25 protein-coding genes are annotated in these 24,026 nt (G+C 57.5%); 12 read left to right on the top strand and 13 right to left on the bottom strand.

Annotation, left to right across the window (positions count from 1 at the left end):
• The first annotated feature begins 6 nt into the window (after nucleotides 1-6).
• Nucleotides 7-576 (top strand): putative Fe-S cluster assembly protein SufT, encoded by a 570-nt coding sequence (sufT, locus tag BMX75_RS15155; protein ID WP_066317380.1) that lies wholly within the window; start codon nucleotides 7-9, stop codon nucleotides 574-576.
• A 19-nt stretch (nucleotides 577-595) separates the two neighbouring features.
• Nucleotides 596-1,276, top strand: coding sequence for a SanA/YdcF family protein (locus tag BMX75_RS15150; RefSeq protein WP_092829343.1), 681 nt, complete (start codon nucleotides 596-598; stop codon nucleotides 1,274-1,276).
• On the opposite strand, the gene BMX75_RS15145 is transcribed toward BMX75_RS15150, so the two are convergent.
• The 4 genes from BMX75_RS15145 to BMX75_RS15130 all read right to left on the bottom strand — a co-directional run bounded on the left by BMX75_RS15145 (nucleotide 1,273) and on the right by BMX75_RS15130 (nucleotide 4,347).
• Nucleotides 1,273-1,719, bottom strand: a complete 447-nt coding sequence (locus BMX75_RS15145) for a hypothetical protein (RefSeq protein WP_066317376.1) — start codon at nucleotides 1,717-1,719, stop codon at nucleotides 1,273-1,275. The genes BMX75_RS15150 and BMX75_RS15145 overlap by 4 nt on opposite strands.
• A gap of 88 nt (nucleotides 1,720-1,807) precedes the next feature.
• Nucleotides 1,808-2,716 carry a 30S ribosomal protein S6--L-glutamate ligase gene (gene rimK / locus BMX75_RS15140; protein ID WP_066317374.1) on the bottom strand — a complete coding sequence of 303 codons (909 nt, stop codon included), beginning with the start codon at nucleotides 2,714-2,716 and terminating at the stop codon, nucleotides 1,808-1,810.
• A 73-nt stretch (nucleotides 2,717-2,789) separates the two neighbouring features.
• The gene (locus BMX75_RS15135; protein ID WP_066317365.1) at nucleotides 2,790-3,230 is read right to left on the bottom strand and encodes an ATP-dependent zinc protease family protein; all 441 of its coding nucleotides are present in this window, start codon (nucleotides 3,228-3,230) and stop codon (nucleotides 2,790-2,792) included.
• Between the two features lie 76 nt (nucleotides 3,231-3,306).
• Nucleotides 3,307-4,347: a DUF3549 family protein gene (locus BMX75_RS15130; RefSeq protein ID WP_092829341.1), complete on the bottom strand. Its 1,041-nt coding sequence runs from the start codon at nucleotides 4,345-4,347 to the stop codon at nucleotides 3,307-3,309.
• A 285-nt stretch (nucleotides 4,348-4,632) separates the two neighbouring features.
• Between BMX75_RS15130 and BMX75_RS15125 the strand changes: the two genes are divergently transcribed.
• Nucleotides 4,633-4,965 carry a YqcC family protein gene (locus BMX75_RS15125; RefSeq protein ID WP_092829339.1) on the top strand — a complete coding sequence of 111 codons (333 nt, stop codon included), beginning with the start codon at nucleotides 4,633-4,635 and terminating at the stop codon, nucleotides 4,963-4,965.
• A gap of 74 nt (nucleotides 4,966-5,039) precedes the next feature.
• Here the strand turns inward: BMX75_RS15125 and BMX75_RS15120 are convergent, their stop codons facing one another.
• The 6 genes from BMX75_RS15120 to BMX75_RS15095 all read right to left on the bottom strand — a co-directional run bounded on the left by BMX75_RS15120 (nucleotide 5,040) and on the right by BMX75_RS15095 (nucleotide 13,634).
• Nucleotides 5,040-5,666 (bottom strand): OmpW/AlkL family protein, encoded by a 627-nt coding sequence (locus BMX75_RS15120; RefSeq protein WP_092829337.1) that lies wholly within the window; start codon nucleotides 5,664-5,666, stop codon nucleotides 5,040-5,042.
• A gap of 350 nt (nucleotides 5,667-6,016) precedes the next feature.
• Complete coding sequence (putA, locus tag BMX75_RS15115; protein ID WP_092829335.1) at nucleotides 6,017-9,682, bottom strand: bifunctional proline dehydrogenase/L-glutamate gamma-semialdehyde dehydrogenase PutA; 3,666 nt, start codon at nucleotides 9,680-9,682, stop codon at nucleotides 6,017-6,019.
• A gap of 148 nt (nucleotides 9,683-9,830) precedes the next feature.
• Nucleotides 9,831-11,321, bottom strand: coding sequence for a sodium/proline symporter PutP (putP, locus tag BMX75_RS15110; RefSeq protein WP_092829333.1), 1,491 nt, complete (start codon nucleotides 11,319-11,321; stop codon nucleotides 9,831-9,833).
• Nucleotides 11,322-11,748: 427 nt separating this feature from the next.
• The gene (locus BMX75_RS15105; protein ID WP_092829331.1) at nucleotides 11,749-12,573 is read right to left on the bottom strand and encodes an AraC family transcriptional regulator; all 825 of its coding nucleotides are present in this window, start codon (nucleotides 12,571-12,573) and stop codon (nucleotides 11,749-11,751) included.
• Between the two features lie 23 nt (nucleotides 12,574-12,596).
• Entirely contained in the window at nucleotides 12,597-12,956 is a 360-nt protein-coding gene (locus tag BMX75_RS15100; RefSeq protein WP_092829329.1) for a hypothetical protein, read from the bottom strand.
• Between the two features lie 270 nt (nucleotides 12,957-13,226).
• A complete protein-coding gene (locus tag BMX75_RS15095) occupies nucleotides 13,227-13,634 on the bottom strand; it encodes a CBS domain-containing protein (RefSeq protein WP_092829327.1) in 408 nt (135 codons plus the stop codon).
• Nucleotides 13,635-13,857: 223 nt separating this feature from the next.
• Between BMX75_RS15095 and BMX75_RS15090 the strand changes: the two genes are divergently transcribed.
• From BMX75_RS15090 to BMX75_RS15060, 7 genes are all read left to right on the top strand, one after another.
• Nucleotides 13,858-14,379, top strand: coding sequence for a YqaE/Pmp3 family membrane protein (locus tag BMX75_RS15090; protein WP_092829325.1), 522 nt, complete (start codon nucleotides 13,858-13,860; stop codon nucleotides 14,377-14,379).
• A 117-nt stretch (nucleotides 14,380-14,496) separates the two neighbouring features.
• Complete coding sequence (locus BMX75_RS15085; RefSeq protein WP_092829323.1) at nucleotides 14,497-15,366, top strand: carboxylate/amino acid/amine transporter; 870 nt, start codon at nucleotides 14,497-14,499, stop codon at nucleotides 15,364-15,366.
• A 113-nt stretch (nucleotides 15,367-15,479) separates the two neighbouring features.
• Nucleotides 15,480-16,388: an NAD(+) kinase gene (locus BMX75_RS15080; RefSeq protein WP_092829321.1), complete on the top strand. Its 909-nt coding sequence runs from the start codon at nucleotides 15,480-15,482 to the stop codon at nucleotides 16,386-16,388.
• A 2-nt stretch (nucleotides 16,389-16,390) separates the two neighbouring features.
• Nucleotides 16,391-17,407, top strand: a complete 1,017-nt coding sequence (locus BMX75_RS15075) for a metallophosphoesterase (protein WP_092829319.1) — start codon at nucleotides 16,391-16,393, stop codon at nucleotides 17,405-17,407.
• Between the two features lie 245 nt (nucleotides 17,408-17,652).
• Complete coding sequence (locus BMX75_RS15070) at nucleotides 17,653-18,498, top strand: rhomboid family intramembrane serine protease (protein WP_092829317.1); 846 nt, start codon at nucleotides 17,653-17,655, stop codon at nucleotides 18,496-18,498.
• A 14-nt stretch (nucleotides 18,499-18,512) separates the two neighbouring features.
• Nucleotides 18,513-18,797 carry a YeaC family protein gene (locus tag BMX75_RS15065; RefSeq protein WP_066317322.1) on the top strand — a complete coding sequence of 95 codons (285 nt, stop codon included), beginning with the start codon at nucleotides 18,513-18,515 and terminating at the stop codon, nucleotides 18,795-18,797.
• Entirely contained in the window at nucleotides 18,781-19,626 is an 846-nt protein-coding gene (locus BMX75_RS15060; RefSeq protein ID WP_422822076.1) for a DUF2797 domain-containing protein, read from the top strand. Before BMX75_RS15065 ends, BMX75_RS15060 begins: the two co-directional genes overlap by 17 nt.
• Before the next feature lie 6 nt (nucleotides 19,627-19,632).
• Here the strand turns inward: BMX75_RS15060 and BMX75_RS15055 are convergent, their stop codons facing one another.
• A complete protein-coding gene (locus BMX75_RS15055; RefSeq protein ID WP_092829315.1) occupies nucleotides 19,633-19,938 on the bottom strand; it encodes a winged helix-turn-helix domain-containing protein in 306 nt (101 codons plus the stop codon).
• Nucleotides 19,939-19,979: 41 nt separating this feature from the next.
• The gene (locus BMX75_RS15050; protein ID WP_092829313.1) at nucleotides 19,980-21,065 is read right to left on the bottom strand and encodes a PA0069 family radical SAM protein; all 1,086 of its coding nucleotides are present in this window, start codon (nucleotides 21,063-21,065) and stop codon (nucleotides 19,980-19,982) included.
• Nucleotides 21,066-21,345: 280 nt separating this feature from the next.
• On the opposite strand from BMX75_RS15050, the gene dhiT reads away from it, so the two are divergent.
• Complete coding sequence (gene dhiT, locus BMX75_RS15045; protein ID WP_066317314.1) at nucleotides 21,346-21,615, top strand: type II toxin-antitoxin system toxin DhiT; 270 nt, start codon at nucleotides 21,346-21,348, stop codon at nucleotides 21,613-21,615.
• Nucleotides 21,609-22,130 carry a type II toxin-antitoxin system antitoxin DhiA gene (gene dhiA / locus BMX75_RS15040; protein ID WP_092829311.1) on the top strand — a complete coding sequence of 174 codons (522 nt, stop codon included), beginning with the start codon at nucleotides 21,609-21,611 and terminating at the stop codon, nucleotides 22,128-22,130. The genes dhiT and dhiA overlap by 7 nt, the downstream gene beginning before the upstream one ends.
• 219 nt (nucleotides 22,131-22,349) lie before the next feature.
• On the opposite strand, the gene pgi is transcribed toward dhiA, so the two are convergent.
• On the bottom strand, nucleotides 22,350-24,017 hold the full coding sequence (gene pgi / locus BMX75_RS15035) for a glucose-6-phosphate isomerase (RefSeq protein WP_092829309.1): 1,668 nt from the start codon (nucleotides 24,015-24,017) through the stop codon (nucleotides 22,350-22,352).
• Nucleotides 24,018-24,026: the final 9 nt, after the last annotated feature.

Raw genomic sequence — 24,026 nt, 5'->3', positions numbered from 1 at the left:
GAGCTTATGGATATCGAGCAAGTAGCCAGTTTGCAGCGTGGACAAAGTTTACCGCTTCAGCGTGATGTGGAAGCGATCGCGATACCGTTTGGCAGCACCGAGCAGTTGCCTGAAGATAGCGTTGTAAGCGTCATGCAGGCCAAGGGCAGTACGGTTAGTGTCGGCTTTGAGGGGCGGTTGTTCTTGATTGAAGGCAGCAACCTGGATGCGCTGGGGCTTCCTCCATTGCCGCGACCAACGCTGCACGAAGATGCCACGGAAGACGAAATCGAGCAGTTCGTCTGGGATCAACTGCGGACATGCTTTGACCCTGAGATACCTGTCAATATCGTCGACCTGGGGCTGGTTTACGGCTGCCGGATCGAGCGACTGATCAGTGGTGAACGGATGGTGACCATTCGTATGACGCTCACCGCCCCTGGTTGTGGCATGGGCGATGTGATTGCTGCCGACGCGCGTAACAAGATCCTTGGCGCGCCGCAGATCAGCAAGGTGCATACCGAGATTGTCTTCAGCCCGCCCTGGAGCCGTGACATGATGAGCGAAGAGGCGAAGCTTGAGCTGGGTATGTTCTAACGGCGGGACGGCACGCTAAATGCGTATACCGCTGATCAGATGGATATCGCGTCTGTTAATGTCGCTGGGAGCCTTGCTGCTCCTGGCGACATTGCTATTTGTAGGTGCCAATCTATGGATTCTGGGGCGAACAAGCGCTTATATCCATGAACAACTTCCCCAGTGTGTACCCACCGAGGTAGGCATCGTCTTTGGCACCTCGAACTGGACACGCAGCGGCATGCGCAACCCTCATTTCCATGCGCGAATGCGCACCGCCGCCCGACTGGTTGACCACCAAAAAGTACAGCATCTGCTGCTGTCGGGCGATAATCGTACTCAGGCCTATAATGAACCCCGCGCCATGTGGCGAGACTTGACGCGCCGAGGCGTTGCCCCTGAGCAGCTGACAATGGACTTTGCCGGTTTCAGCACCTACGACACCCTGGCAAGAGCGCGCGACGTTTTTCAGTTGGACCAGGCGGTATTGATTACCCAGGACTGGCACTTGCCCAGGGCGATATACATTGCCCATGCATTGGGCATGGAGGTGACTGGCTGTGTTGCTGAAGAGCGCGATGGAGTCGGTGGCTGGCACGTGCTGATGCGCGAGTGGGCGGCCAGGGTGGCCACGCTCGGTGATTTGTATATCTGGGGGCGCGAGCCTTACTTTCTAGGCCCGCCGGAGCCTATTCAAACCTTACCCGAGCGCACGGATTAGCGGCTTGTTTTGCGTTTTTGCAGTTCGTATAGCTCGCGGATCAGCTGACGACAGCCCTTCATGCAATCTTCGATAACCGGCTCGATGGGGGCAGGTAGCGGATGAGTGAAGAGCGTTGACAACGCCTGCATCAAGACGCGCTCCTGCTCCAGCAGCTCGTTGATCAGCACTTGACTGTCGTTGCCGACAAAACTTTTCAGACGGCTCCAGAGCCATAGAAAGTCGTCGCGCTCAACGTCAGCGTCCCGGGGCAGCATCTTCAGATGCGTCCGTGCCAGGTCCTGCAACTGGTGCATGGATTCTAGGCGTGCAGCGTAATGCGGCTTCAATGCTTCGCGCAGGGAAGGGCGCAGGCGTTCTATATTGTCCTGGAAATAATCAATGCTATCGGCCAGCGCTTCCAATGCGCTGTCCATCGCCACTTGGCGATTGTCGAGAAACATGAGCGTCTACCTCCTTCGGTGACGCAGATTGTGGCGGGGGCGCGCTAGATTTGCCACCCCCTTGACGAATTATTTTTGCGCAGACCGGTTAGCCTTTCGGCTTGGGTGGTGCTTTACGCGCCGGCATGGCATTTTTTTCGATGTGTTCAATAATCATGCTGGCGATGTCTTTGCCCGTGGCACTTTCGATGCCATGCAAACCGGGAGAGGAGTTCACCTCCATGATCACCGGGCCATGATTGGAGCGCAACAAGTCGACACCTGCAACCCGCAGCCCCATGGCCTTGGCCGCGCGGATGGCGGTGGAGCGCTCTTCAGGCGTAATCCGGATGACGCTGGCGGTGCCGCCGCGGTGCAGGTTCGAGCGGAATTCACCGTCGGCCGCCTGACGCTTCATAGAGGCCACGACTTTATCACCGATCACGAAACAGCGAATATCAGCACCGCGTGCTTCCTTGATGTACTCCTGCACCATAATGTTGGCTTTCATGCCCATGAAGGCCTGAATGACCGACTCCGCCGCCTGATTGGTTTCAGCCAATACCACGCCAATGCCCTGGGTGCCCTCCAGCAGCTTAATGACCAGCGGGGCACTCTTTACCATGGTGATCAGGTCGGGAATGTCATCCGGCGAGTGGGCAAAGCCGGTAATGGGAAGCCCCAACCCTTTGCGTGACAGCAATTGAAGCGAGCGCAGCTTATCCCTTGAACGCGTGATCGAGACGTTATCGTTGATAACGTAGGTACCCATCATTTCGAATTGACGGAGCACCGCGCAGCCATAAAAGGTGACGGATGAACCAATCCGCGGGATGACCGCGTCGAAAGGCTCGATTTCCTGCCCCTTATAGTGAATCGACGGGTGGTGTGAGGCAATGCTCATATAGCAGCGCAGGGTGTCAACCACTCGCGCAGTGTGTCCACGACTTTCAGCGGCTTCCACCAGGCGGCGCGTGGAGTAGAGGTTGCGATTACGGGAAAGCAAAGCGATGTGCATGCGAAACTCCAAGCCTAGTCGAAGGGGCGTAGTGAAAGAGGAAGTGGAAAGCCAGCGTGGAATGCTAACAAACTTAAGGTTCGCCGTGTAAAAACGCAGCCCCCGGTGCCACCAGCAAACGGCGCATTGCACGCCGCCCCAATAGCATGGGGTGTCGCATATTACTGCGGTCCGCAAGGCTCAGCTCAACCGGAAAGTTGAGGTCACCCAGGCGCATTGGAGTGCGGATCACATAACGCCATTCAGCGTGTCCGTTCGAGCTGGTCACCCGTCGGCGGTCGTGTAAATGCACCTTCAGGCGGTGAGCCGGGGTTTCAGGCCCACCGCTATGGGTAATAAAGCTGACCCATAGCTGACCTTCTTCATCTTCATGGGTCTGGATCTCCTCGGCGTGCAACGCCGAGGTACGCGCCCCTGTGTCTGCTTTGCAGCACAGATGAAGTCCCAGATCTGGCAAATAGACCATTTCACGACGGCCAATCACTGCTTTGGCCTGGTAAGGGAGTTCTTTCAAAACCACTCCTTAGGAAGCCGACGATTGACGATAGCCTTCTTCACGTTCATCGGGCGTTCCTTAGCAACATCAGTAATCAACCCTGGCCGCTATCGGCCGACAATTCAGCCACGCGGGCGTGGATCCTTGAGCCTTCCGGTGCATCACGCAGCGCCATCAGTAATGGCAAACGTAGCCGGGGAATCAGTGCCAAGTCTTTTACCATCGCAATAAAATCGGTGCGTTCGTCATCAGCCAGGCGCGACAGGAAAAGCGGCAGGCGTTCGCCGTCTTCCAGATGTGACCAGCCCCTGCCCGCCATCGCCGCCAGTACGTCGGGGCCACTGGTGGTTTCATCGTGGAGCAACTGAGTATACCAATTGCCTGCTTCGTCGGTGTCCGTCGCGCCGACGGCCCGCACGCAGGCACATAGCATTTCAAGATCACCTGCAATGATGGCTTTTTCACCCCGCTGGCGCAATGCGGCGACCAGGCTGCTGGGCAAAGGCTGATGCTCCAGACACAGGCAAAAGGCCTGAGCAACCTCTGTGGGCAAACGGGCGAACTGGGTGGCTAATCGTTCTGCCGTCTCTTCATTGAGGCGGACTACCACGTCGGCGATACCCTGTAACCCTAACTGTTGCCAGTCTAGCGCCTGTGGGTCGCGGAGGTAAGCGTCGACGGGTTCAAAATACCGACTGGCAGGCAAGTCAAGCGCATGGGTTGCCCGGGCATTAAGCATTGCCTGAAAAGGGGCGCTCGGGGTAAAGGCGAGTGGGTTGTCCTTCATCAGGTTGTCAACTTCTGAGCCGTGCGCCTGGCCCAACTGCGAGACGTTGCGGCCGAGGGTTTCAAGCAGCCGATTCAGAAACGCATCGCGCTGGGCGGGCACCAGGTGGCCCTCTTCGTCCAGCGGCAGGGCCAGAAACCAGATCGCCGGTTCGGGCATATCACCCAGACGAAACACAATGGCCACGCGCGCCTGGCCTTGCCAGGGTTCAGGCCATGGGCTTTGGGCATTTTCCAACTGGCGCAGTGCATCAATGGGGCACGGATTGACGCGCCGTCCCATATGATAAAGCGACACACTGGCTCCGCTGCGCTGAAAAAACTCGTCTAGGGTGCGAATTGGTTGCATAACGTCCTTTCCCATTGCAAGCCTGCACTCTACCTTGCGGATAGCAGCCTGTCAGCCGTAGGCACCCATAATATCACGCCTTTTTTACTGTCTGGTTAAAAATTAAACAGTCATCGCCAACCCGCATGGGGAACGCGGATGCGATACCTTTCCATAGCTTATCCACAGTCTCTTGCAGGTTTTCTGTGAATCTGTGAATAACGAAGATCCCGGTGGATGAGTGGCAAATCAGCCTTAGAGTAGGGATAATGCTTGTTTAAATATCTGATTTAACATAGGTGGTTTATGGGTGCACATCGCGAGCTTCATACCGCGCTTCTTGACCTTGAAGCGACGCTAAAGGCCGCTGACCTATGGCGTATGCCAACCCCGGAGGCAAGGGCTTTTTCCAGCCAGCAGCCGTTCTGTGTCGATACCATGTCGCTGCTCCAGTGGCTGCGCTTTGTGTTTATCGCGCGCCTGGCGTCGCTGGCTGAAGCCGGTGGGCCAATGCCCGCCAAATGCGAGGTGGCGCCCGCCGTGGCGGCCTATTTGCAGCAGGAGCAAACACCCGCCCATCACCAGTTGCTCGTTGTGCGGGCTGTGGAAAGGGTGGATAAGGTCGTCACTGAAAACTGAAGCCTGTTGTAACAACAAAGCCCGCCGCAAGGCAGGCTTTGTGGATAACGTCTGAAGGGGTGTTGACCGTCAGCCTAGAAGCGATAGCTGAGGCCCCCCATGACCACGACAGGGTCGATCTCAAAGGTACCTGCCGCCGCACCGTCAACGCTGGCATCGGTATCAATGTCGATGTACCAGGCCGCGGCGTTCAACGCCCAGTGGTCATCAATCAGCAGGTCGACGCCTACTTGCCCCGCTGCACCCCAGGAGTCATCCAGATCTAAATCGCCAATCGTGAGCTCTTCATCGGAGAAATGGGTGTAGTTGATACCCGCGCCGACATAAGGCTGTACCCGGGACTGTGTGCCGCCCAGCGGGTAATACTGCATTGTCAGGGTTGGCGGCAAGTGCTTGGTGGAGGCGATATTACCGCCGTTCAGATGGATATCGTGCTCGAACGGCAGTGCGGCCAATAGCTCCACGCCGACGTTATCGAGGAAGCGATAGCCCAGGGTGAACGCGAAATCGGTTTCATCCTGTACATCCACGGCCAGCACACCGTTGGCCAGTGAGCCGTTATCGCTTTTAGGGGCGACTTTGGCAACACCCACGCGGGTAAAGAAATCACCCGCGCCGTAAGCGAATGCCTGGCTGCTGTTCATCAACGCAGAAGCGGCAACGGTGGATACAAGTAGGGTAGGCAGGGCGGCTTTACGCATGGGAGCACTCCTGATGTTAAAACAGACAGTTTCAAACGACTCGTTGCAACGCTGGGCGGCTATTCGATAGCCGCTTAACGATGTGACCAGTGTAACGAGATCCAGGGAGTGGATTATTGATCCAGGGCAAGGGTTGTTAGACAGGCGTTATTTAGGAGGAGGGATACCCGGAGTGGCCTGATTCAGGGGCGGCCCACCGGTCAATTGGCTAATCCAGAAAAACGTTGTTGCCAATTAAAAAAGCCACTAACGAGTAGTGGCTAACGATTGATTGCTGAGACAGTCTGGGAGGAGGGTGAGCGGCATAAAGCCGCCGCTCACCTCCTAAGCGCCAACCACTCAATACCGAGTTATTCGGCGGTGGCCAGCAGGCTGGCGTTGCCGCCCGCTGCGGTGGTGTCGATGCACAGATGGCGTTCCACCACGTAGCGTTCCGGCGAGATGGTCTGGGTCTCGAGGGGGATGATGGCGCCGTCGCGCTTGGCCAGGGCAGTGCGCAGTTCGCGGGTCCAGTCGCTGCTACCCGCGGCGGCGACCGCCGCAATGCCTTTGACCTCACTCAACGTCTCGGCCGAGACACTTCCGTCGAGCCCCGCGACTGGCGCACCGGCATCGATCAGCGGCTTCACCGCCTGTTCGGCGCCTGGCGCGACCACGACGGCCGCACAGCCAGTGCCTAGAGCCTGTGCGGCCTGAGCAATGGCAACATCCAGGCTTGGCCCTAGGCACAGCACCATGCCCTTGGGATACATCGCCAGACGATTGCTTTCACCCGTTGGCCCAGGCAGTGTCTGCGGGGTCATATCCAGTGCTGCCGTCTCATTGAGCGCCTTGCGGATCACGCCGCCTTTGCCGGAAAGCGCCTTACGCAGTACCTCGATGCGATTGGGGCGTACCGCCCAGTTGCGCGCATCCAGCCCGTCGAAGGCGGATTGGAGGTTGTCCAGTGATACGGTTTTTTCGTGTGGCGCCTCAGTGCGTTCGGGGTCAGCGGTGCGGCGGAAGCGCGTGACGTAGAGTGGGCCACCGGCCTTGGGTCCAGTGCCTGAGAGGCCCTCGCCGCCGAACGGCTGGGAGCCGACGATGGCACCGATCTGGTTGCGGTTGACGTAGACGTTGCCGACATGAATGCGCTCGACGATCTGCTGCACGCGGTCATCGATACGGGTATGCAGGCCGAAGGTCAGCCCGTAGCCCTTGCCGTTGATGTCGTCGACCACCTTGTCGATATCCCGCGCCTTGAAGGTGGCCACGTGCAACACCGGGCCAAAGATTTCACGTTCGAGATCCTCGATGCCGCCAACATCGATCACCGCCGGGGTAACGAAGGTGCCGGTCTCCGGCGCTGAAAGCTTCTTCAGCACCTTGCCAGCCTTCTCCTGCGCCGCCACATAATCGCTGATTTCCTGTTGGGCATCGGCATCAATCACCGGCGATACGTCGGTATCGGTATTCCAGGGATCGCCGATGGTCAGCGCGTCCATGGCACCGTAGAGCATGTTGAGCAACCGGTCCCGGGCCTCTTCCTGGACATACAGCATGCGCAGCGCGGAACAGCGCTGACCGGCCGACTGGAAGGAGGAGATCAGGATATCGCGCACCGCTTGCTCGGTGAGCGCCGTGGAGTCGACGATCATGGAGTTGAGCCCGCCGGTTTCGGCGATCAGCACGGCATCAGGCCCCGCGTTCTCGGTCAGCGCCTTGTGGATGATCTGTGCCACCGGGGTCGAGCCGGTAAAGCAGACACCGGCAATACGCGGATCGCTGGTCAACGGGCCACCTACCGTCGGGCCATCGCCCGGTAGCAGCTGCAGCGCCGCTTCGGGCAAACCGGCTTCGCGCATCAACTCGACGGCACGGGCCGCGATCAGGGGCGTCTGCTCGGCGGGCTTGGCGAGTACCGCGTTACCGGCCACCAGGGCGGCCGCGATCTGCCCGGTGGTGATGGCCAGGGGGAAGTTCCACGGGCTGATGCAGACGAAGATACCGCGGGCGCTGCCCGGCTCTTCCGCTTCAAGCCGCTCGCCTTCGTTGGCGTAGTAGCGCAGGAAGTCCACTGCCTCACGCACTTCGGCGATACCGTCGAACATCATCTTGCCCGCTTCGCGGGTGGTGATTACGGTCAGTTCGGCGATGTGTTTTTCGTAGAGGTCGGCAGTGCGGCGCAGTACCGCGGCGCGTTCTGCCACAGGGCGCGCCGACCACTCTTTGAAGCCTTCCTCGGCGGCGTCGAGGGCAGTAGCGACCTCTTCCGGGGTGGCTTCATGCACTTTGCCGATTACCCGAGAGCCGTCGGCGGGGGAGACCGCATCACGCGCCGGGCCCTTGGGAGCCGGGTTGCCTACCAGCATGGGGCCTGCGGTCCAGGTGGCGTCGGCAAAGGTTTCCCGCGCATCGAGCAGCGGCAGGATCGAAGCGGGCTCGTTGATGCGGTAGCCCTTGGAGTTCTTGCGCTCAGGCTCGAACAGCTCGCCGGGCTGGCGGATCAGGGGGCTTGAAACGTCGTTGCCGAGCTGCTTAAAGCCTTCAATGGGATCCTTCGAGACCTCGCTTGGCGGAATCGAGCTATCCACTACCTGGTTGACGAACGAGGAGTTGGCGCCGTTCTCCAGCAGGCGGCGAACCAGATAGGCTAGCAGGTCGCGGTGCGCACCAACCGGGGCGTAAATGCGGCAATGAGTGCCTTCCGATTCCTTGACGATGTGGTGCAGCGACTCGCCCATGCCATGCAGGCGCTGAAACTCGTAGCTGTCCTTGTCGTCGCCCGCCATCTCGACAACGGCAGCGCAGGTGTGGGCATTGTGGGTGGCGAACTGCGGATAGATGCGATCACGCCGGTCGAGCAGCATCTGGGCGCAGGCCATGTAGCTGACATCGGTGTTGACCTTGCGGGTGAAGACCGGGAAGGTCTTGACGCCCATCTCCTGGGAGAGCTTGATCTCGGTATCCCAGTAAGCGCCTTTCACCAGGCGGACCATGATTTTGCGATCGAAGCGCTCGGCGAGTTCGTAGAGCGTCTCGATCATCGGCGCGGCGCGGCGCCCGTAGGCTTGCACGACCACCCCGAAACCATCCCAACCGTCCAGGCTGGGGTCGGCCATTAGCGCCTCGATCACGTCGAGGGAGAGATCCAGCCGGTCCTGCTCTTCGGCATCGATATTGAAACCGATATTGGCCTTGGCTGCCTGCTGCACCAGCTCTTTGGCTCGGGGTAATAGCTCTGCCATCACCGTGTCACGGTGGGTGTATTCATAGCGCGGATGCAGCGCCGAGAGTTTTACTGAGATGCCGGGGCTGCCGCGCACGTCGCCCTTGGCCTGTTCGGCGATGGCCGAGATCGCCTTGGCATACGCCTGGTGATAGCGGACGGCATCTTCATCGGTGCGCGCCGCTTCCCCCAGCATGTCGTAGGAGTAGGTGTAGCCCTGTTTCTCAAGCTCGCGGGCATTCTTCATGCCTTCTTCGATGGTCTGGCCGAGCACGAACTGACGGCCGAGAATCTTCATCGACTGGCCAACTGCCTTGCGAACCACCGGTTCGCCCATACGGCGCACCAGGCCGCGCAGCGCTCGAGTGGGCCCTTTGGGGTCCTCTTCCAGCACCTTGCCGGTTAGCAGCAGTGCCCAGGTCGAGGCATTGACCATTGATGACGAGGACTTGCCAAGGTGGGCGCCCCAGTCGGAGGGCTCGATCTTGTCATGGATCAGGTCGTCGATGGTTTCCGCATCGGGCACGCGCAGCAACGCCTCTGCCAGGCACATCAGGCCAACGCCCTCGGTGGTCGAGAGCCCGTACTCGGCCAGGAACGCCTCCATCATCGAGGGCGACCTTTCCTTACGCACACGCGCTACGTAGTTGGCACCAACGTCGGCGACTTGCTTGCGGTCATCCTCCGACAGCTTGATACGCTCGATAAGCCCGTGCAGTACATCTGCCTCATTGGCATCGTAATTGTTGCGAATGCGTGAGCGCAGATCACTCACGTCGCTCTGCAGATGAGGGTTGGCTTCGTTCATAGGGGTCTCTCCTTGCTAGCCGACACGTAACGTTACTGCGTCGGTTAGGGTTTAGTCGGTCTTTTGGCAGCAAACACAAAAGATCAAACCAACAGAGGGCTCCTGGGGGAGCCCTCTTGATACGTTGAATGTATCCTGCGCGCTCTTGCTAGCGGGTAATATGCTGATATTCACCGGCATCGGCCGTCGCGCTACTCACGACCATGATGGCAATGAAGGACGCGATGAAGCCTGGAATAATTTCGTACACACCGGGGCCGCCCATGAACTCAGCGTTCCAACCCAGTGAAATCCAGGCCATGACAGTGACGGCACCCACGACCATGCCAGCGATGGCACCATTGCCGTTGGTGCGTGACCACATCAGTGACAGGATGATCAGCGGACCAAAGGCCGCACCGAAGCCTGCCCAGGCGTTACTGACCAGCCCCAGCACCTGGGAGTTTTCGTCAGAAGCAATAATCGCGGCCACGATGCCCACCAGGACCACGCAGACACGGCCGACGGCGACACACTGCTGCTCCGAGGCTTTCTTGTGCAGGTACAGGCGATAGAAGTCCTCCGTCAGTGATGAAGACGCCACCAGCAATTGGCTGGAAACGGTACTCATCACTGCTGCAAGCAGTGCCGCATAGAGGAAGCCGGTAATCAACGGATGGAACAGCAGATCCGCCAGGACGATAAAGATGGTTTCTGGATCCTGGATGTCCATGCCATTACGGACCGCATAGGCGCGGCCAAAGATGCCCAGGGAAACGGCGCCGATCAGTGAGATAAGCATCCAGCCCATACCAATGTTGCGTGCCACCGGGACATCCTTGAGTGTCCGGATCGCCATGAAACGCACAATGATGTGGGGCTGGCCGAAGTAACCCAGACCCCACGTCACGGCGGACAGCCAGCCGATAAAGGTTAATCCCGACGTCCAGGACAGCAGCGTGGGGTCGACTTCATTCAGGGTTTGCGACGCCTGGCCGAAACCGCCACCCCCTTCGCCAAAGAGAACGACGAGGGGCATGATCACCAGTGCCAGCATCATGATGCAGCCTTGCACAAAGTCGGTCATGCTCACCGCGAGGAACCCGCCAACGACCGTGTAAATCAATACCACGCCCAGGGTGACCATGACGCCCATGCCGTAGTTGCTCATGTCGCCGAAGTTATAAATGCCGGAAAACGCGCTTTCGAACAGCTTGCCGCCAGCCACCAGGCCCGATGCGGTGTAGACCGCAAAGAAGATGACGATCACGATGGCAGACACCGTGCGCAGGGAAAGCGACCGTGTCGGAAAGCGGTTCGCCAGGAAAGCCGGAATGGTGATCGCATTGCCATAGTGAACCGTCTGTTCACGCAGGCGCGGAGCGACCAGAATCCAGTTGAATAATGCCCCGACGAGCAGGCCAATACCTATCCAGGCCGACCCCAGGCCGGAAACGAACATCGCCCCGGGCAAGCCCAGCAGCAGCCAGCCGCTCATGTCTGACGCGCCAGCCGACAAGGCGGCCACTTTGGGGCTGAGGTTACGGCCACCCAGCATGTAATCTTCCGAGGAAGAGGTAGCTTTGCGCATCGCATAAACGCCGATGGCGATCATTAGCGCAAAGTACGCGATGAGACTGATCCAAACACCTATAGCCATGTAACTTCTCCAATTCTTCGGGACGGCGTCAATTCCGCCCGGTTTGTGCGGTTACCGGGAAGTGCCCGGTAGTGATCCGCATTATTTTTATTGACCCGTTTGTCATTCATGCCATGGGGCTTAAAGAACGCCTGCTATAGATAGTGCCAGACAGGTTGATGGCACCTTTATCAGCAGTGATCCCAGCATTATTTTCGACCATAAGAGAGTTCCCTGTTCATGAGTTTTGGTTTGTCGATGATGAGCTGCTTGCTCATCGCCCTGCGTCGAAACGGCGCGTTTCCGCCCAGTAAAACGGTAATATTGGTAACAGGGCGGGCGTCAAGCCTGAGCTAACGCTCGAATGTAGAGCGGAGTGGCTGTCGGTGTATGCCATTTCCGCGGGAAAATGTGTCAGATTCGAGGTAAGTCGATCACTTATAAGACGTTAGTTTAGTTTGGCGGGCTCTGCCAACGGATTAACTGGACGGCTAGTCAACGGGCTGGAGAGTCTGCGGGATTGACGAAGCTGGCGGGGTGAGAGGCCGTAGCCGCGGCGAAACGCATGCGATAGTGCACTCTGGTTGGCAAAACCGGTTTGCAGCGCAATATCGGTCAACGACAATTGGCTCTGTACCACAAGCTGATGGGCAGCATGGAGTCGCTGGCGCTTAACGTATTGCCAGGGAGAGAGCCCTGTCTGTTGACGAAAACGTTCCGAAAAATGTGCCTCGCTCAGGCACACCAGTTTCGCCAGGTCGGCGACACGCAGATTGTCGGCCATATGCTGTTGAATAAAACGGTCAAGGTGGCGAATATCCAGGCGCGAGGGTGGGGCAGTGACATTGCCCAGGCGTCCCTTGAGAGCCCCCAGAAAAGTGGCAGCCAGCCGGTCATGTTGAAAGGGCGGCAGGCCAAGGGAGTCGGTCTGGCCAAGCTCGCATTCCATGAAGGCCAGATAGTGGCGCAGTGAGGCATCGAGGGCAAAAAAACGCGGCGCATCGAACAGGGCGACCAGCTCGCGCTGCTCACCGGTAAGCGCTGGCGCATCCTCCGGCAGGTCCAGAATCAGCTGTCGGTTGTAGCCGCTGCCCGAGTAGTAATGCTCATGATTCGCGGGCACGATGCAGCCCGAAAACGCATTGACACGGCCGCCCAGTCCCTCGATCTCAAACTCCGAGGCACCGCACAGAGTGATCACGATTTGATGAAAATCATGAGCGTGGTGACGCGTGGCGCTTTCCAGAGGAATTCGGCGAATCGTGCTGGGCATAGGAATCTCCGTCGCCACCTGCGTTAATGTGCATGGAGTTCGGTATGGGCTGCCAAATGGTCGCGCAGGGCTTTCAGCTCCGCCTGACCCTCTGCGTTAAGCAGAGGCTTTCCTTGCGCCAGTTGCCAGCGCCTCCCATATTGGTCCATCAAGTGGGATGCCCGCCTCCGCACGCCTTCCAGGTACTCGTTATGCCGGATGGGGTAGCCAATCAGGGCGTTCCATTCCGTCTCGCTCACCTGGCTGGCCAGCGCTTTGTCAAAAAGTGCCAGCAAATCTTTCGGCTCGGTGCGGTACCTTGGCGTGCGTGAGGTCAGCAACACGGCGACGACACTGCCAATCACCAGAAAACACACCCCGAATACCAAAAGATAAAGTGCCATGCAGTACTCCCTTTGGGGTTGAGTGCGAAATGACGGTACAGGTCATTATACCGCTCACATTTTTTGAAACGAAAATTTTGCGGATTGCCGAACTTTTTCAGAAAAGCGTGTCTGAGTAAGTATAGGCAACGTAGTGATAGCAGTCGCTAATGGTGTTGTCTCGCTATTGTTTTGATCCCTTGCTTCCGCTGCTCCATGAGCAGCGGTTTTTTTTGCCTGACGTTTATGGCGTCAAGGCGGCATGGTTCGCAATGTTCGGCGACAGCCTCCTCAGTGGCGACGAATGGTGAGCAAGGCGACAAGGATATCCCGCCGTGTGACAATCCCAACCAGGCGGCGTTGTTCAACCACCGGATATATTTTGGGTTTTGCGCCCAGCATTTCCTGAGCCAGATCGGTAATGCTTTTTACTGGAGTAACGCTGAGTACTTCATTGCGCATCAACTCTTTGACCAAGGGGGCCTCATCGTCATGGTACACGCTGTCGAGAACGCGGCCCAACACATCCTGCTCTGAGATGAAGCCGATCAGATTGTCATGCCGGTCGACCACCGGCGCCCCCGGCAGTCGGTGCAGTGCGAGCCCCTGGGCCAGCGTGGTGATCGACATTTCCGGCGAGACACGATAACAGTCACGAGACATGATATCGCGGACTGTGTGAGGCGTGGGTTTTGACATTGTGGTTCTCCTTGTGCATGAGCATGGCGAACGTTTAGTTACCTGTCACTCCATTCACTTTAGAAGATTTACATACAGATGCGATGATCATCCCGCTGGAGCATTCAACGCTTTAAAAGCGCTTGTAAAGGGCCGGGGGCGTCGCAATTGTTATTCTTATCTGGTCGAATAACCCAAGGGGCTGGCCGCAACAGACCCCAATGACTTGGCGTGAGGAAACATTATGGACGCACGTGAATATTTGAATCGCAAAGGGGTGCCGCTCGACCGTGATGCCGACCGCCCCAACACGCTGGAAGAGAAATCCTGGGAGCGTGCGCGTGAAGCCGGGCATCAACCCCCCAAGGTGGGAACACCCCACGATTGGGAAGAGTGGGAGCGCTATCACGATGATCTGGCGCATGACGCTGACGCTCTGACACAGAAAATCGACAAGGAAGCACACCGCAAGACGAAGGTTAACGAGTCCACCAAGGCTGAAGCGACGCCCGCAGTTGATAAAAGCGTTGAATATTACACTCCTGAAAAACCATCCGTTGGCGAATCGGCGACGCAGCCACCGCCGCTGACAGACATGCCTTCATCGGTGAAGGCCGCGTACTATGCATTGGCTGTGCTATTCCCTCCATTGGCGGTAGCGCTGACGGATGGGGGCGCGCGACGCGTCGCCATTACGACCTTGCTGACGTTATGCGTCTGGCTACCTGGGGTCGTTTTTGCTTTTGTCTGGCTTCGCCGACAATAAGGCGCCCCAATTCCCAGGCAGGTCAACATTCAAGCGATGTTTTTGCCTACCAGCCATTGGCATTGACGAAACGCTACGTATAATCCATGTCAACTTTTATAATGTCTGAGGTTTACAATGGCGTATCTCGTCGGTGTCACCGCGCTGTGGGCGTTCTCTTTCTCGCTGATTGGCGTTTATCTGGCGGGCCAGGTGGACAGCTATTTTGCGGTCCTCCTCCGGGTAGGGCTTGCCGCCCTGGTGTTCTTGCCGTTCCTGCGGCCGAGCCTGTTAAAAGGCAAGCAGCGTTTGGCGCTGATGGCGCTGGGCGCCATTCAGCTTGGCATTATGTACACCTTCTTCTATCAGTCATTTATATTGCTGTCGGTGCCCGAAGTTCTACTGTTTACTATCTTCACGCCCATTTATATCGCACTGCTGGATGACCTGCTGTTTGGACGGTTTACGCCGATCTACCTGTTAAGCGCTGGCTTGGCTGTGCTGGGCGCGGCGGTTATCCGCTACGATGGGGTGGATAGTGGTTTCTGGGCAGGCTTTTTAGTCGTTCAGGGGGCCAATCTGTGTTTTGCCATTGGCCAGGTAGGCTACCGGCGTCTAGCGGCTGACCTGCCCGCGGACTTGCCCTGGCACAATGTATTTGGCTGGTTTTTTATCGGTGCCATGGTGGTTGCGCTGCCGGTCTTCCTGCTGTTCGGCAATAGCGCCGCCTTGCCAACAACCGGCGTGCAGTGGGGCGTGTTGGCCTGGCTTGGACTGGTCGCTTCGGGCGTGGGGTATTTTGCCTGGAACCAGGGGGCGACCCGGGTCGATGCAGGGACGCTTGCGGTCATGAACAATGCGCTGGTACCCGCAGGGCTGGTCGTCAACCTGCTGATCTGGAACCGTGAAGCCGATGTGGCTCGGCTACTGCTCGGCGCGGGCATCATGGCGGCGTCGCTATGGTTGAACCATTGGTGGCTGCAACGTCAGCAGGCACACCCTGCCTAGGGCCGGTTGACGTTTCACTCACGTAAGTCCATTTGCCCGCGCTGCCTGCTCTGGCCATAATGGACTGATATTACTTGAGTCGACCCACGACCCATCATGTTCAGGAAGCTGCTGTGCCATCGAATACACCCAAGGAGTCAGGGCGGCCATTTAGTACCATCGGGCTAATTGGCCGCCTGGGCAGCGATAAAGTCGTTGACTCGCTGCAGCGCTTAGTCAATTACCTGGTTGAGCATCGCTACCGCGTACTGGTCGAAGATCGCACCGCAACGGTGGTCCCCCATCATGGCCAGCCCGAGGCCAGTCGACGTGCCCTGGGGGAGATGTGTGACCTGGTGATTGTGGTCGGTGGCGATGGCAGCCTGTTAGGCGCGGCCCGAACTCTTTGCCATAGCGGGACGCTGATTTTAGGGGTTAATCGAGGTCGCTTGGGCTTTTTGACCGACATCTCCCCGGATGAGCTGGAAAGCCGCGTTAGCGAAGTGCTGGCCGGTGAGTTCGAACGCGAGGAACGCTTTCTGCTGGATATGGCGCTATATCGCAACGGTGTCATGGTGGGGTCGGGCGAAGCGCTCAATGAAATCGTCGTTCATCCTGGCAAAGCGGTGCGCATGATCGAGTTCGAACTGTTCATCGATGGCCAGTTCGTTTACAGCCAGCGAAGCGACGGGCTGATTATCGCCACGCCCACGGGCTCTACTGCTTACGCCTTATCCGGCGGTGGACCGATCATGCACCCCAAGCTGGATGTGGTTACTCTGGTGCCGATGTTTCCGCATACGCTTTCAAGCCGCCCCATTGTCATTGATGCGGCCAGCGAGATTCGCCTGCACATCGGTGAGACCAACCTGTCCTACCCCCATGTCAGCTGCGATGGGCAAACACGCTCGGTCGCCAAGCCGGATGATGTGGTGGTCATTACGCGCAAGCCAGAACGCGTCCAACTGGTGCATCCCATTGGGCATAATTTCTACGAGGTGCTGCGCAGCAAACTCGGCTGGAGCAACCGGTTGGGAGACTGAAGATGGTCCACCAAATCGCCACCAAGTCGGTGTTTGAAGGCTACGATCTGATTGGGGACGTGCACGGGTGCGGGGCCACGCTCGTGGCGCTCCTCGAAAAGCTCGGCTATCGCCAGCGCAGTGGTGTCTATCGCCATCCGCGCCGCCGGGTGATCTTTCTTGGTGATCTTATCGACCGGGGGCCACGCATCCGGCTTGCCGTGACGATCGCCCGTCGTATGGTCGAGTCGGGCGAGGCCCAGATTGTCATGGGCAACCATGAATATAACGCCTTGGCGTATACCCACCCGGCACCGCCGAATAGCCAACAGCGCTGGTTACGCGAGCACACACCGCGTCACAACCGGATTATTCAGGATACGCTGGAACAGTACCGCGACCACACCAATGAATGGGAAGACACGCTGGCGTGGTTTAAAACGCTGCCGTTGTTTCTCGAGCAGGATGGCTTGCGGGTGGTCCATGCCTGCTGGGACCACCAGTTGATTACGCAATTCAAGCAGGATTACCCGGATGGCTGCCTGGATGACGATTTTCTGGTCGCGTCTACCGATCCATCGACTCAGGCGTTTCAGATTCTGGATCGCCTGACGCGGGGCAGCCATCTACCGCTTCCCGACAATGTTGCCATTCACTCGGGGGATGGGTTTACGCGGCGCAGTTTCCGCACTCATTTCTGGGCAGCATCGCCGCAGTGCTGGGGCGATGTCGCCTTCCAGCCTGATAACTTACCCGGCGATCTAGAGCAGCGACCGCTCAGCCAGAAAGAACGCGAGACACTAACTTATTATGGCCCTGACGAGCCGCCCTTGTTTGTTGGCCATTACTGGTGTGAAGGCATTCCTGCGTTGCCCACGGCGAACATTGCCTGTCTTGATTACAGTGCGGTGAAGTATGGCCGTCTGGTTGCCTATCGTTGGAATGGCGAACAAAACTTGAATGCCGATCAGTTTGTCTGGATTCGGGTTGCAAAAGAAGAGCAGAGTGTTTTAAACACCGTGCAGGATGACGATGATTGATCCGAATTGTTGCTGTTACATTAGGTTACATAATTTTTGCAAAACATATGAACTAACGTTGTCGCTGCTCGTCAGAATAGGTGTTCCCTTGAATGATCCCTTGCTATTTACCCGGCGGCCCCCCCGCCGGTTTTTTTTGTGGAAATAATAACCACTGTCTTGTCACGCTCTGGCGTGTTCTATCAAATGGTTGCCAAGCTTGGCGTTTGTATGAAAAGCCTATGTCGTTACCATGAAGGAAGCCTATGCACCCCGTAATGCGTTTACCCCCTGAAGCAGATACCCAGGCACTTCGCAAAGCGCTTTGGCGTTATCGCATAGGGCACCGGATTACCGCTGAAGACGATGCCCTGGTGCTCTGGGTCGCCGATCCAGATCAGCGTGAAGCACTTCTTGCGCTGGTAGCCCGCTGGCAGAAGGGGGAGCCCCTTGAATTAGCTGAGCAGGTCTCAAAGGCGGATTCCTTGGGGGTGCTCCCAACGCTAAAGCAGTTGCCGGTTACCGTGGCCATGGTGGTAGTGAGCCTGGTTGTCTTCGCCCTGATGGGGGTGTTCGGTGATCTGTTGGTCGTGGCCCTTACCATTGTGCCGATCGGCTTCGTGGGCGGTGAGTTAAGCTACGGGTCGCTGGCAGGTACGCTGGCCAGCGGCCAGGTATGGCGTCTGCTGTCGCCAGCTTTTCTGCATTTTGGCTGGATGCACCTGATCTTCAACCTGATGTGGGTCTGGTATTTCGGGCGTCAGGTCGAAGCATTTCAGGGCGGACGGACGCTGCTCCTGCTGCTGGTCGTCGCGGGCGTACTGGCGAACCTGGCGCAGTACGCCACCGGCACCGTGCTGTTCGGCGGCATGTCGGGTGTCGTTTACGCCTTGCTGGGGCATGTGTGGCTGATGTCGCGTCGGGTGCCGGGAAGCGGCTTTTTTGTACCGCAAATGCTCGTCGTGTTCATGCTGGGCTGGATGGTTTTTACCATGACCGACATGGCCGGGCTGGTAGGCTTTGGCAATGTTGCCAACGAGGCGCATCTTGGCGGGCTGATCGTCGGCCTGGTAACAGGCTGGTATTATAGTGCGCGGCGTTTACGGTCTTAACTGAGGAGTTTGGCATGAGCGATATGACCTTCGATAAAATGATCAACCAGATGACCCCGGCGATCTACGAGAGCCTCAAGCAGGCCGTATCGCTGCGCAAGTGGCCCGATGGTCGCTACCTCACTGCCGAGCAGACCGAATTGTGCCTTGAAGCCGTGATGCGCTATGAGGTGGAAAACAACGTGCCCGAAGCGAACCGCGTCGGGTACCTGGAACAGCGCACCTGCGGTGCTGGCGCCACGGGGCAGGGCGTTTCACCGGAAATGGCCGGCCTTGCCAAGGATGCGTCGCGTGACTGATGGCTTAGTGCAGGGGTGCCTGCGGAAAATGGCGGTGGAACCGGGCCCGACCCAGGCGCAACCCGTCAGCTATCAGCTGCGCGCCGGTGAGCATCGTATTGATTTGAACGCGCGGTTGGGGTCGCCGTTAAAGCTGCGTTGGAGCGGTGCTATCGCCTGCACCCATTGCGGCCGTGCCACCAAAAAAAGCTTTGCCCAGGGCTACTGCTATCCCTGCTTCAAGCGCCTGGCCCAGTGCGATACCTGCATCATGAAGCCGGAAACGTGTCATTACTATCAGGGCACCTGCCGCGACCCCGCATGGGGGGAGCAGCATTGCTTTCAGCCGCATATTGTTTACCTGGCCAACTCGTCGGGGTTGAAAGTAGGGATTACCCGTAAAACGCAAATGCCCACCCGCTGGCTGGATCAGGGCGCCATTCAGGCCTTGCCGATTCTCGAGGTCGATACCCGTCAGCAATCAGGCTTTGTAGAGATGCTGTTCAAGGAGCACGTTGGTGACCGCACCAACTGGCGGGCCATGCTCAAAGGCGAGGTGGCGGAGCTTGATCTGAAAGCCGAACGTGATCGCCTGATGGCCGCGACGGCCAGCGGCCTTGGACAACTGAAAAGCGAATACGGGGAGGACGCCATTCGCGAGCTGGATGGTCAACACCATGCCTTTCACTATCCAGTTGAGGCCTTCCCGCGCAAAATCGTGTCGCATAACTTTGATAAGCAGCCTGAAGTCAGCGGCATTTTGCAAGGCATCAAAGGCCAGTACTTGATGCTGGATACCGGCGTGATCAATCTGCGTAAGTTTACCGGTTACGAGGTAAGCGTTGCTTAATACCGCTTAGGGGTTACCGTAGCCCAGTGCCTTTTGCAGGTACTGGGCGTGACTTGTCACCCAGTGTGGGTCAATCGCCCCCCAATCGCGTATCTGATAGCGGCCGATGTTGTGCCGCTCACCTTCATCCTTTTCGAACACACATTCGATATCCAATTCGGCAAGCGAGGTAATGGTGTCTTGCGCGGTGCGCCTTGGCATGCCTGTCGCCTCGATCAAGGCGGGGACGCTGGCAGCGCCCTGGTCAATCAGGTACGCCACATAAAGGCGGCGGTAAAAGCTCGATTTGGTTTTGCTTAACGGCGCGGGCATGGCGCATCCTTTTATGGGTGTCGAGAGTAACGCCGCCCAGTCTAATAGAATAAATCCCCTTGCGCGCGCGGCGGGCGGAAATCGCGGGTATTCAATCCCTGCTCGGTGCGGGACTGCAATTTCCACTGGCGACTGGCACGATTGAACCGCTGGCCAATCATTTCGGCAAACACCCCTTCACCGCGGAAACGCTTGCCAAAGCGGGCGTCGTAATCCTTTCCGCCGCGGCACTGGCGAATCAAGCTCATCACTTTGGCTGCCCGTTCAGGGTAGTGGGCTTCCAGCCATGCCTCGAACAATGGCGCCACTTCATGGGGCAGGCGCAACAGCATCCAGGTGGCGGTGCGCGCCCCTGCGCGACTGGCGGCTTCCAGAATCCGCTCGATCTCATGATCGGTCAGCCCAGGGATGATCGGCGAAACCAGGGTGCCCACAGGAATACCCGCGGTGTTCAGCTCGCGGATGACTTTCAGGCGGGCCTGAGGCGACGCCGTGCGCGGCTCCAGGGTGCGTTTCAGGTTGGCATCCAGGCTGGTAAGGCTGATAAACACTCGCACCAGACGGTGTTCGGCCATTTCCGAAAGTAACTCAAGGTCTCTCAGTATCAGGCTGCTTTTGGTCACGATGGTGACCGGATGTCGACATTCCAATAACAACTCAAGCAAGCGGCGGGTGGTTTGGTGTTTTGCCTCAAGTGGCTGGTAACAGTCGGTATTGCCGGAAAGGTTAATCGGACGGCATACGTAATTAGGGTGGCAAAGCTCGTCGGTTAACCGCTCCACCAAACCGCTGCGGGCAATCAGCCTGGTTTCGAAATCCAGCCCTGGCGATAAATCCCAGTAGGCGTGGGAGGGGCGGGCATAGCAGTAAACGCAGCCGTGCTCACAGCCGCGATAAGGATTCAGTGAGCGGTCAAACGGCAAATCCGGCGAGGTGTTCCACGACAGGGCGCTTTTACTCACCTCTTCGCGTACCTCGGTGGCGATGGTGGTGGATGCTTCCTCCCGCCACCAGCCATCGTCTTCCGCAACGCTATGACTGGGCGCAAACCGATTGTGCGGGTCGTAGGTAGCCCCGCGTCCTTTGCGTACAGAGGAGCTGCCATCAGCGTAATGAAAAGCCGTCATCTGCCACCCCCGTTAATATATGGTTATATATACAGTATATGGCGTTTGTAAAAAGACGCAAGGCGAGGGAAAAGGGCTTAAGTGCTAAATTTTTACTTCTTCAATCACCAACCCCATCACCGAGGACAGGTGGCCGCCTTAATTCTCTAAAGCCGGTGTGGATATTGGCGTTACCGCTCTGCTGGCGATGATTCCGGATGAGGTCGAAAAATGATGGTTATTTTGTCTCTTTTAGGATACGGTGCTATTCTATCTTCAGAGTGCCATTCAAGGAGGGGGCATGCCAGAGATTGATGCTCTGCTCGGGCTTTCATTTTGTATGTATTTTTTTGATAACAAGCAGCACAAGCTTCCTCACCTGCACGTCAAATATGGTGGCTATGAACTGATAATCGCGATTGAGTCAGGTGAGTGCTTGGAGGGATATCTGCCCAATAAGCATCGTAAGCGGGCAGAAAACCACATTGCTGAGCATCGGGAGCAGCTAATGCATATGTGGCAGAAAGCAGTCAATGGTGAAAACCCAGGCAAATTAGGTGACATATGTTAAAAATCATTGATGTGGATCTGGTTGGGCCATATACGCTTGAACTGGTTTTTAGCGATGGTTTTCATGGTGTTGCTGATCTATCAGGCTATTTTAGCAAGGCGCCTTTTTCAGGGATTAAAGACTTCCAAAAGTTCTCACTAACCGCGGATGGGTCGCTCAACTGGCATGGCAATGAGCTTTCTGCGAGCACCCTGCGTGCAGTGACAAAAGGCGTGCAGAAAACAGCAGCCACTCACTTCAACGTGCAGGAAATGGAAGACGTTATCAAGCAAGCCTCATGGGACTCTATGCAGGAAGGGCGTCCCGACATTTTACAGGCGGCTATTCGTTCCTACGTGGAGCAGTTCGGGCATAGCCAGGTCATTGCCAAAGCAGGTATCAAAAGCCGTACCAGCGCCTATCGTTCTCTAAAGCCAGAAACCACCCCCAATTTCGCCACCTTGGTTCAACTGGGGCATGCGGTCATCGAATTAGCGAAAGAGAATGTCAGTGAGCGTTCTACAGCACAACTATAAAACCAGGAAGTTAAATCAGACATTCTAAGAAGAGTAAGTACGCAGGTGGTGGAAGATAAGCCATGAATTGAGCTCAAAGCTGACTGGCCAAAGATCCGGCGGCAGGTAGAGATTGAATAGCGTCGCTACGACCAAGTCAGTCGTGCAATGGCAAGAAAAACGCCTTGGCTCTCTCAAGCCAAGGCGTTTCGCGTTATCCAGCACGTTACGCGCTAGCGCTTAGCGTTTTTTCCGTGTGGTTTTTTTATCGTCGTTGGCTTTTTCGGCGCTCTCTTCACTTCTCCCATTGCCGGGGAAGTGCCCGCGCAGCAGCTCCAGCAGTCCCTGGGTCGAGGCGTCGAAGTCGGCGGCGTTGGTGTCGATGCGTTCGCTGATTTCGCCGGCGATGCGCTTGCCTAGCTGAACGCCCCACTGGTCGAAGGAGTTGATGTTCCAGATAACGCCCTGTACGAACACCTTGTGTTCGTAAAGCGCGATCAGGGCACCTAGGTTTTTCGGCGTCAGCTCGTCCAGCAGCAGGGTGCTTGATGGGCGGTTGCCGGGGCAGCTGTAGGGATCGTGCTGGCTGAGCTCCTTGCTGTCTCCCTGGCTGCCTTCCATAAAGGCGTTGGCCTGGGCGAGCATGTTGGTCAGCAGCGCGAAGTGGTGGTCTTCGACACCCGGCTCGGGCTTGAGTGAGGCGATAAAGTCGATGGGCACGTAGCGCGTGCCCTGGTGCAGCAGTTGGAAGAAAGCGTGCTGACCGTTGGAGCCGGTCTGGCCCCAGACAATCGGGCCGGTCTTGTAATTCACCGGATGGCCGAAGATGTCCACTGACTTGCCGTTGGACTCCATATCCAGCTGCTGGAGAAACGAAGGCAACTGGTGCAGGGCCTGGTCGTAGGGCACGATGGCCTGGGTTTCCGCACCAATGAAATTGATATACCAGATGCCAATCAGCGCCATCAGTACCGGCATGTTCTCGGAGAAGGGCGCTTCAATGAAGTGATTGTCCATCTCGTGAGCGCCTTCCAGCAGCTCGATAAAGCCTTCAAAGCCAATCGAAAGGGCGATGGGAAGGCCAATGGATGACCACATGGAGTAACGCCCGCCGACCCAGGCCCAGAACTCGAACACATTCTCTTCACGAATACCGAACTCCATCGCCGCGCGGCGATTGGTGGAGGCAGCAATAAAGTGTGCGCCCACATCGGCATCTTCGCCCGCGTTCTCCAGGAACCAGCGCCGCGCGGTCTTGGCGTTGAGCAGGGTTTCCTGGGTGGAGAAGGTCTTGGTCGAGACGATGAACAGCGTGGTGGCCGGGTCGAGACGCGAAAGCACCTTCTGGATATGGGTGCCGTCCACGTTGGAAACGAAGTGGAAGTGCAGCTCCGGGTGGCGGTACTTCAATAGCGCACGGACGGCCATGTTGGGGCCCAGGTCCGACCCGCCGATGCCAATGTTGACCACGTCCTTGATGCGTTTGCCGCTATAGCCTTTCCACTCACCGCTACGCACCGCCTCGGAAAACTGCTTGATCTGCTCGCGGGTGCGGGTGATCTCGGGCATTACATCCTTGCCATCGACAAACACCGGCTCGTCGCCCAGGTGGCGCAGCGCAGTGTGAAGTACCGGGCGGTCTTCGGTGACGTTGATGATATCGCCCGAGAACATCTGCGCTCGGCGCTGCACCAGGGCGGAGTGGTCGGCCAGCTCGATCAGCTTGGCCTTGACCTCGTCGGATACGTGGTGCTTCGAGTAGTCGAGGAAAAGGCCGCCCACCCGCAGGCTCATTTTTTCAAAGCGCTGCGGGTCATTGGTGAAGTAGTCACGAATGCGGTCGTTAGCGGTTTTGTCGCGCAGGCGTTCGAGTGCCTGCCACGTCACACTGCGGGTTAACTGAAACATAGCGGTGTC

This window comes from Vreelandella subterranea, assembly GCF_900111305.1.
In the GTDB taxonomy this organism is placed as follows: Bacteria; Pseudomonadota; Gammaproteobacteria; order Pseudomonadales; family Halomonadaceae; genus Vreelandella; species Vreelandella subterranea.
This window is presented reverse-complemented; position numbering and strand designations above follow the sequence as displayed.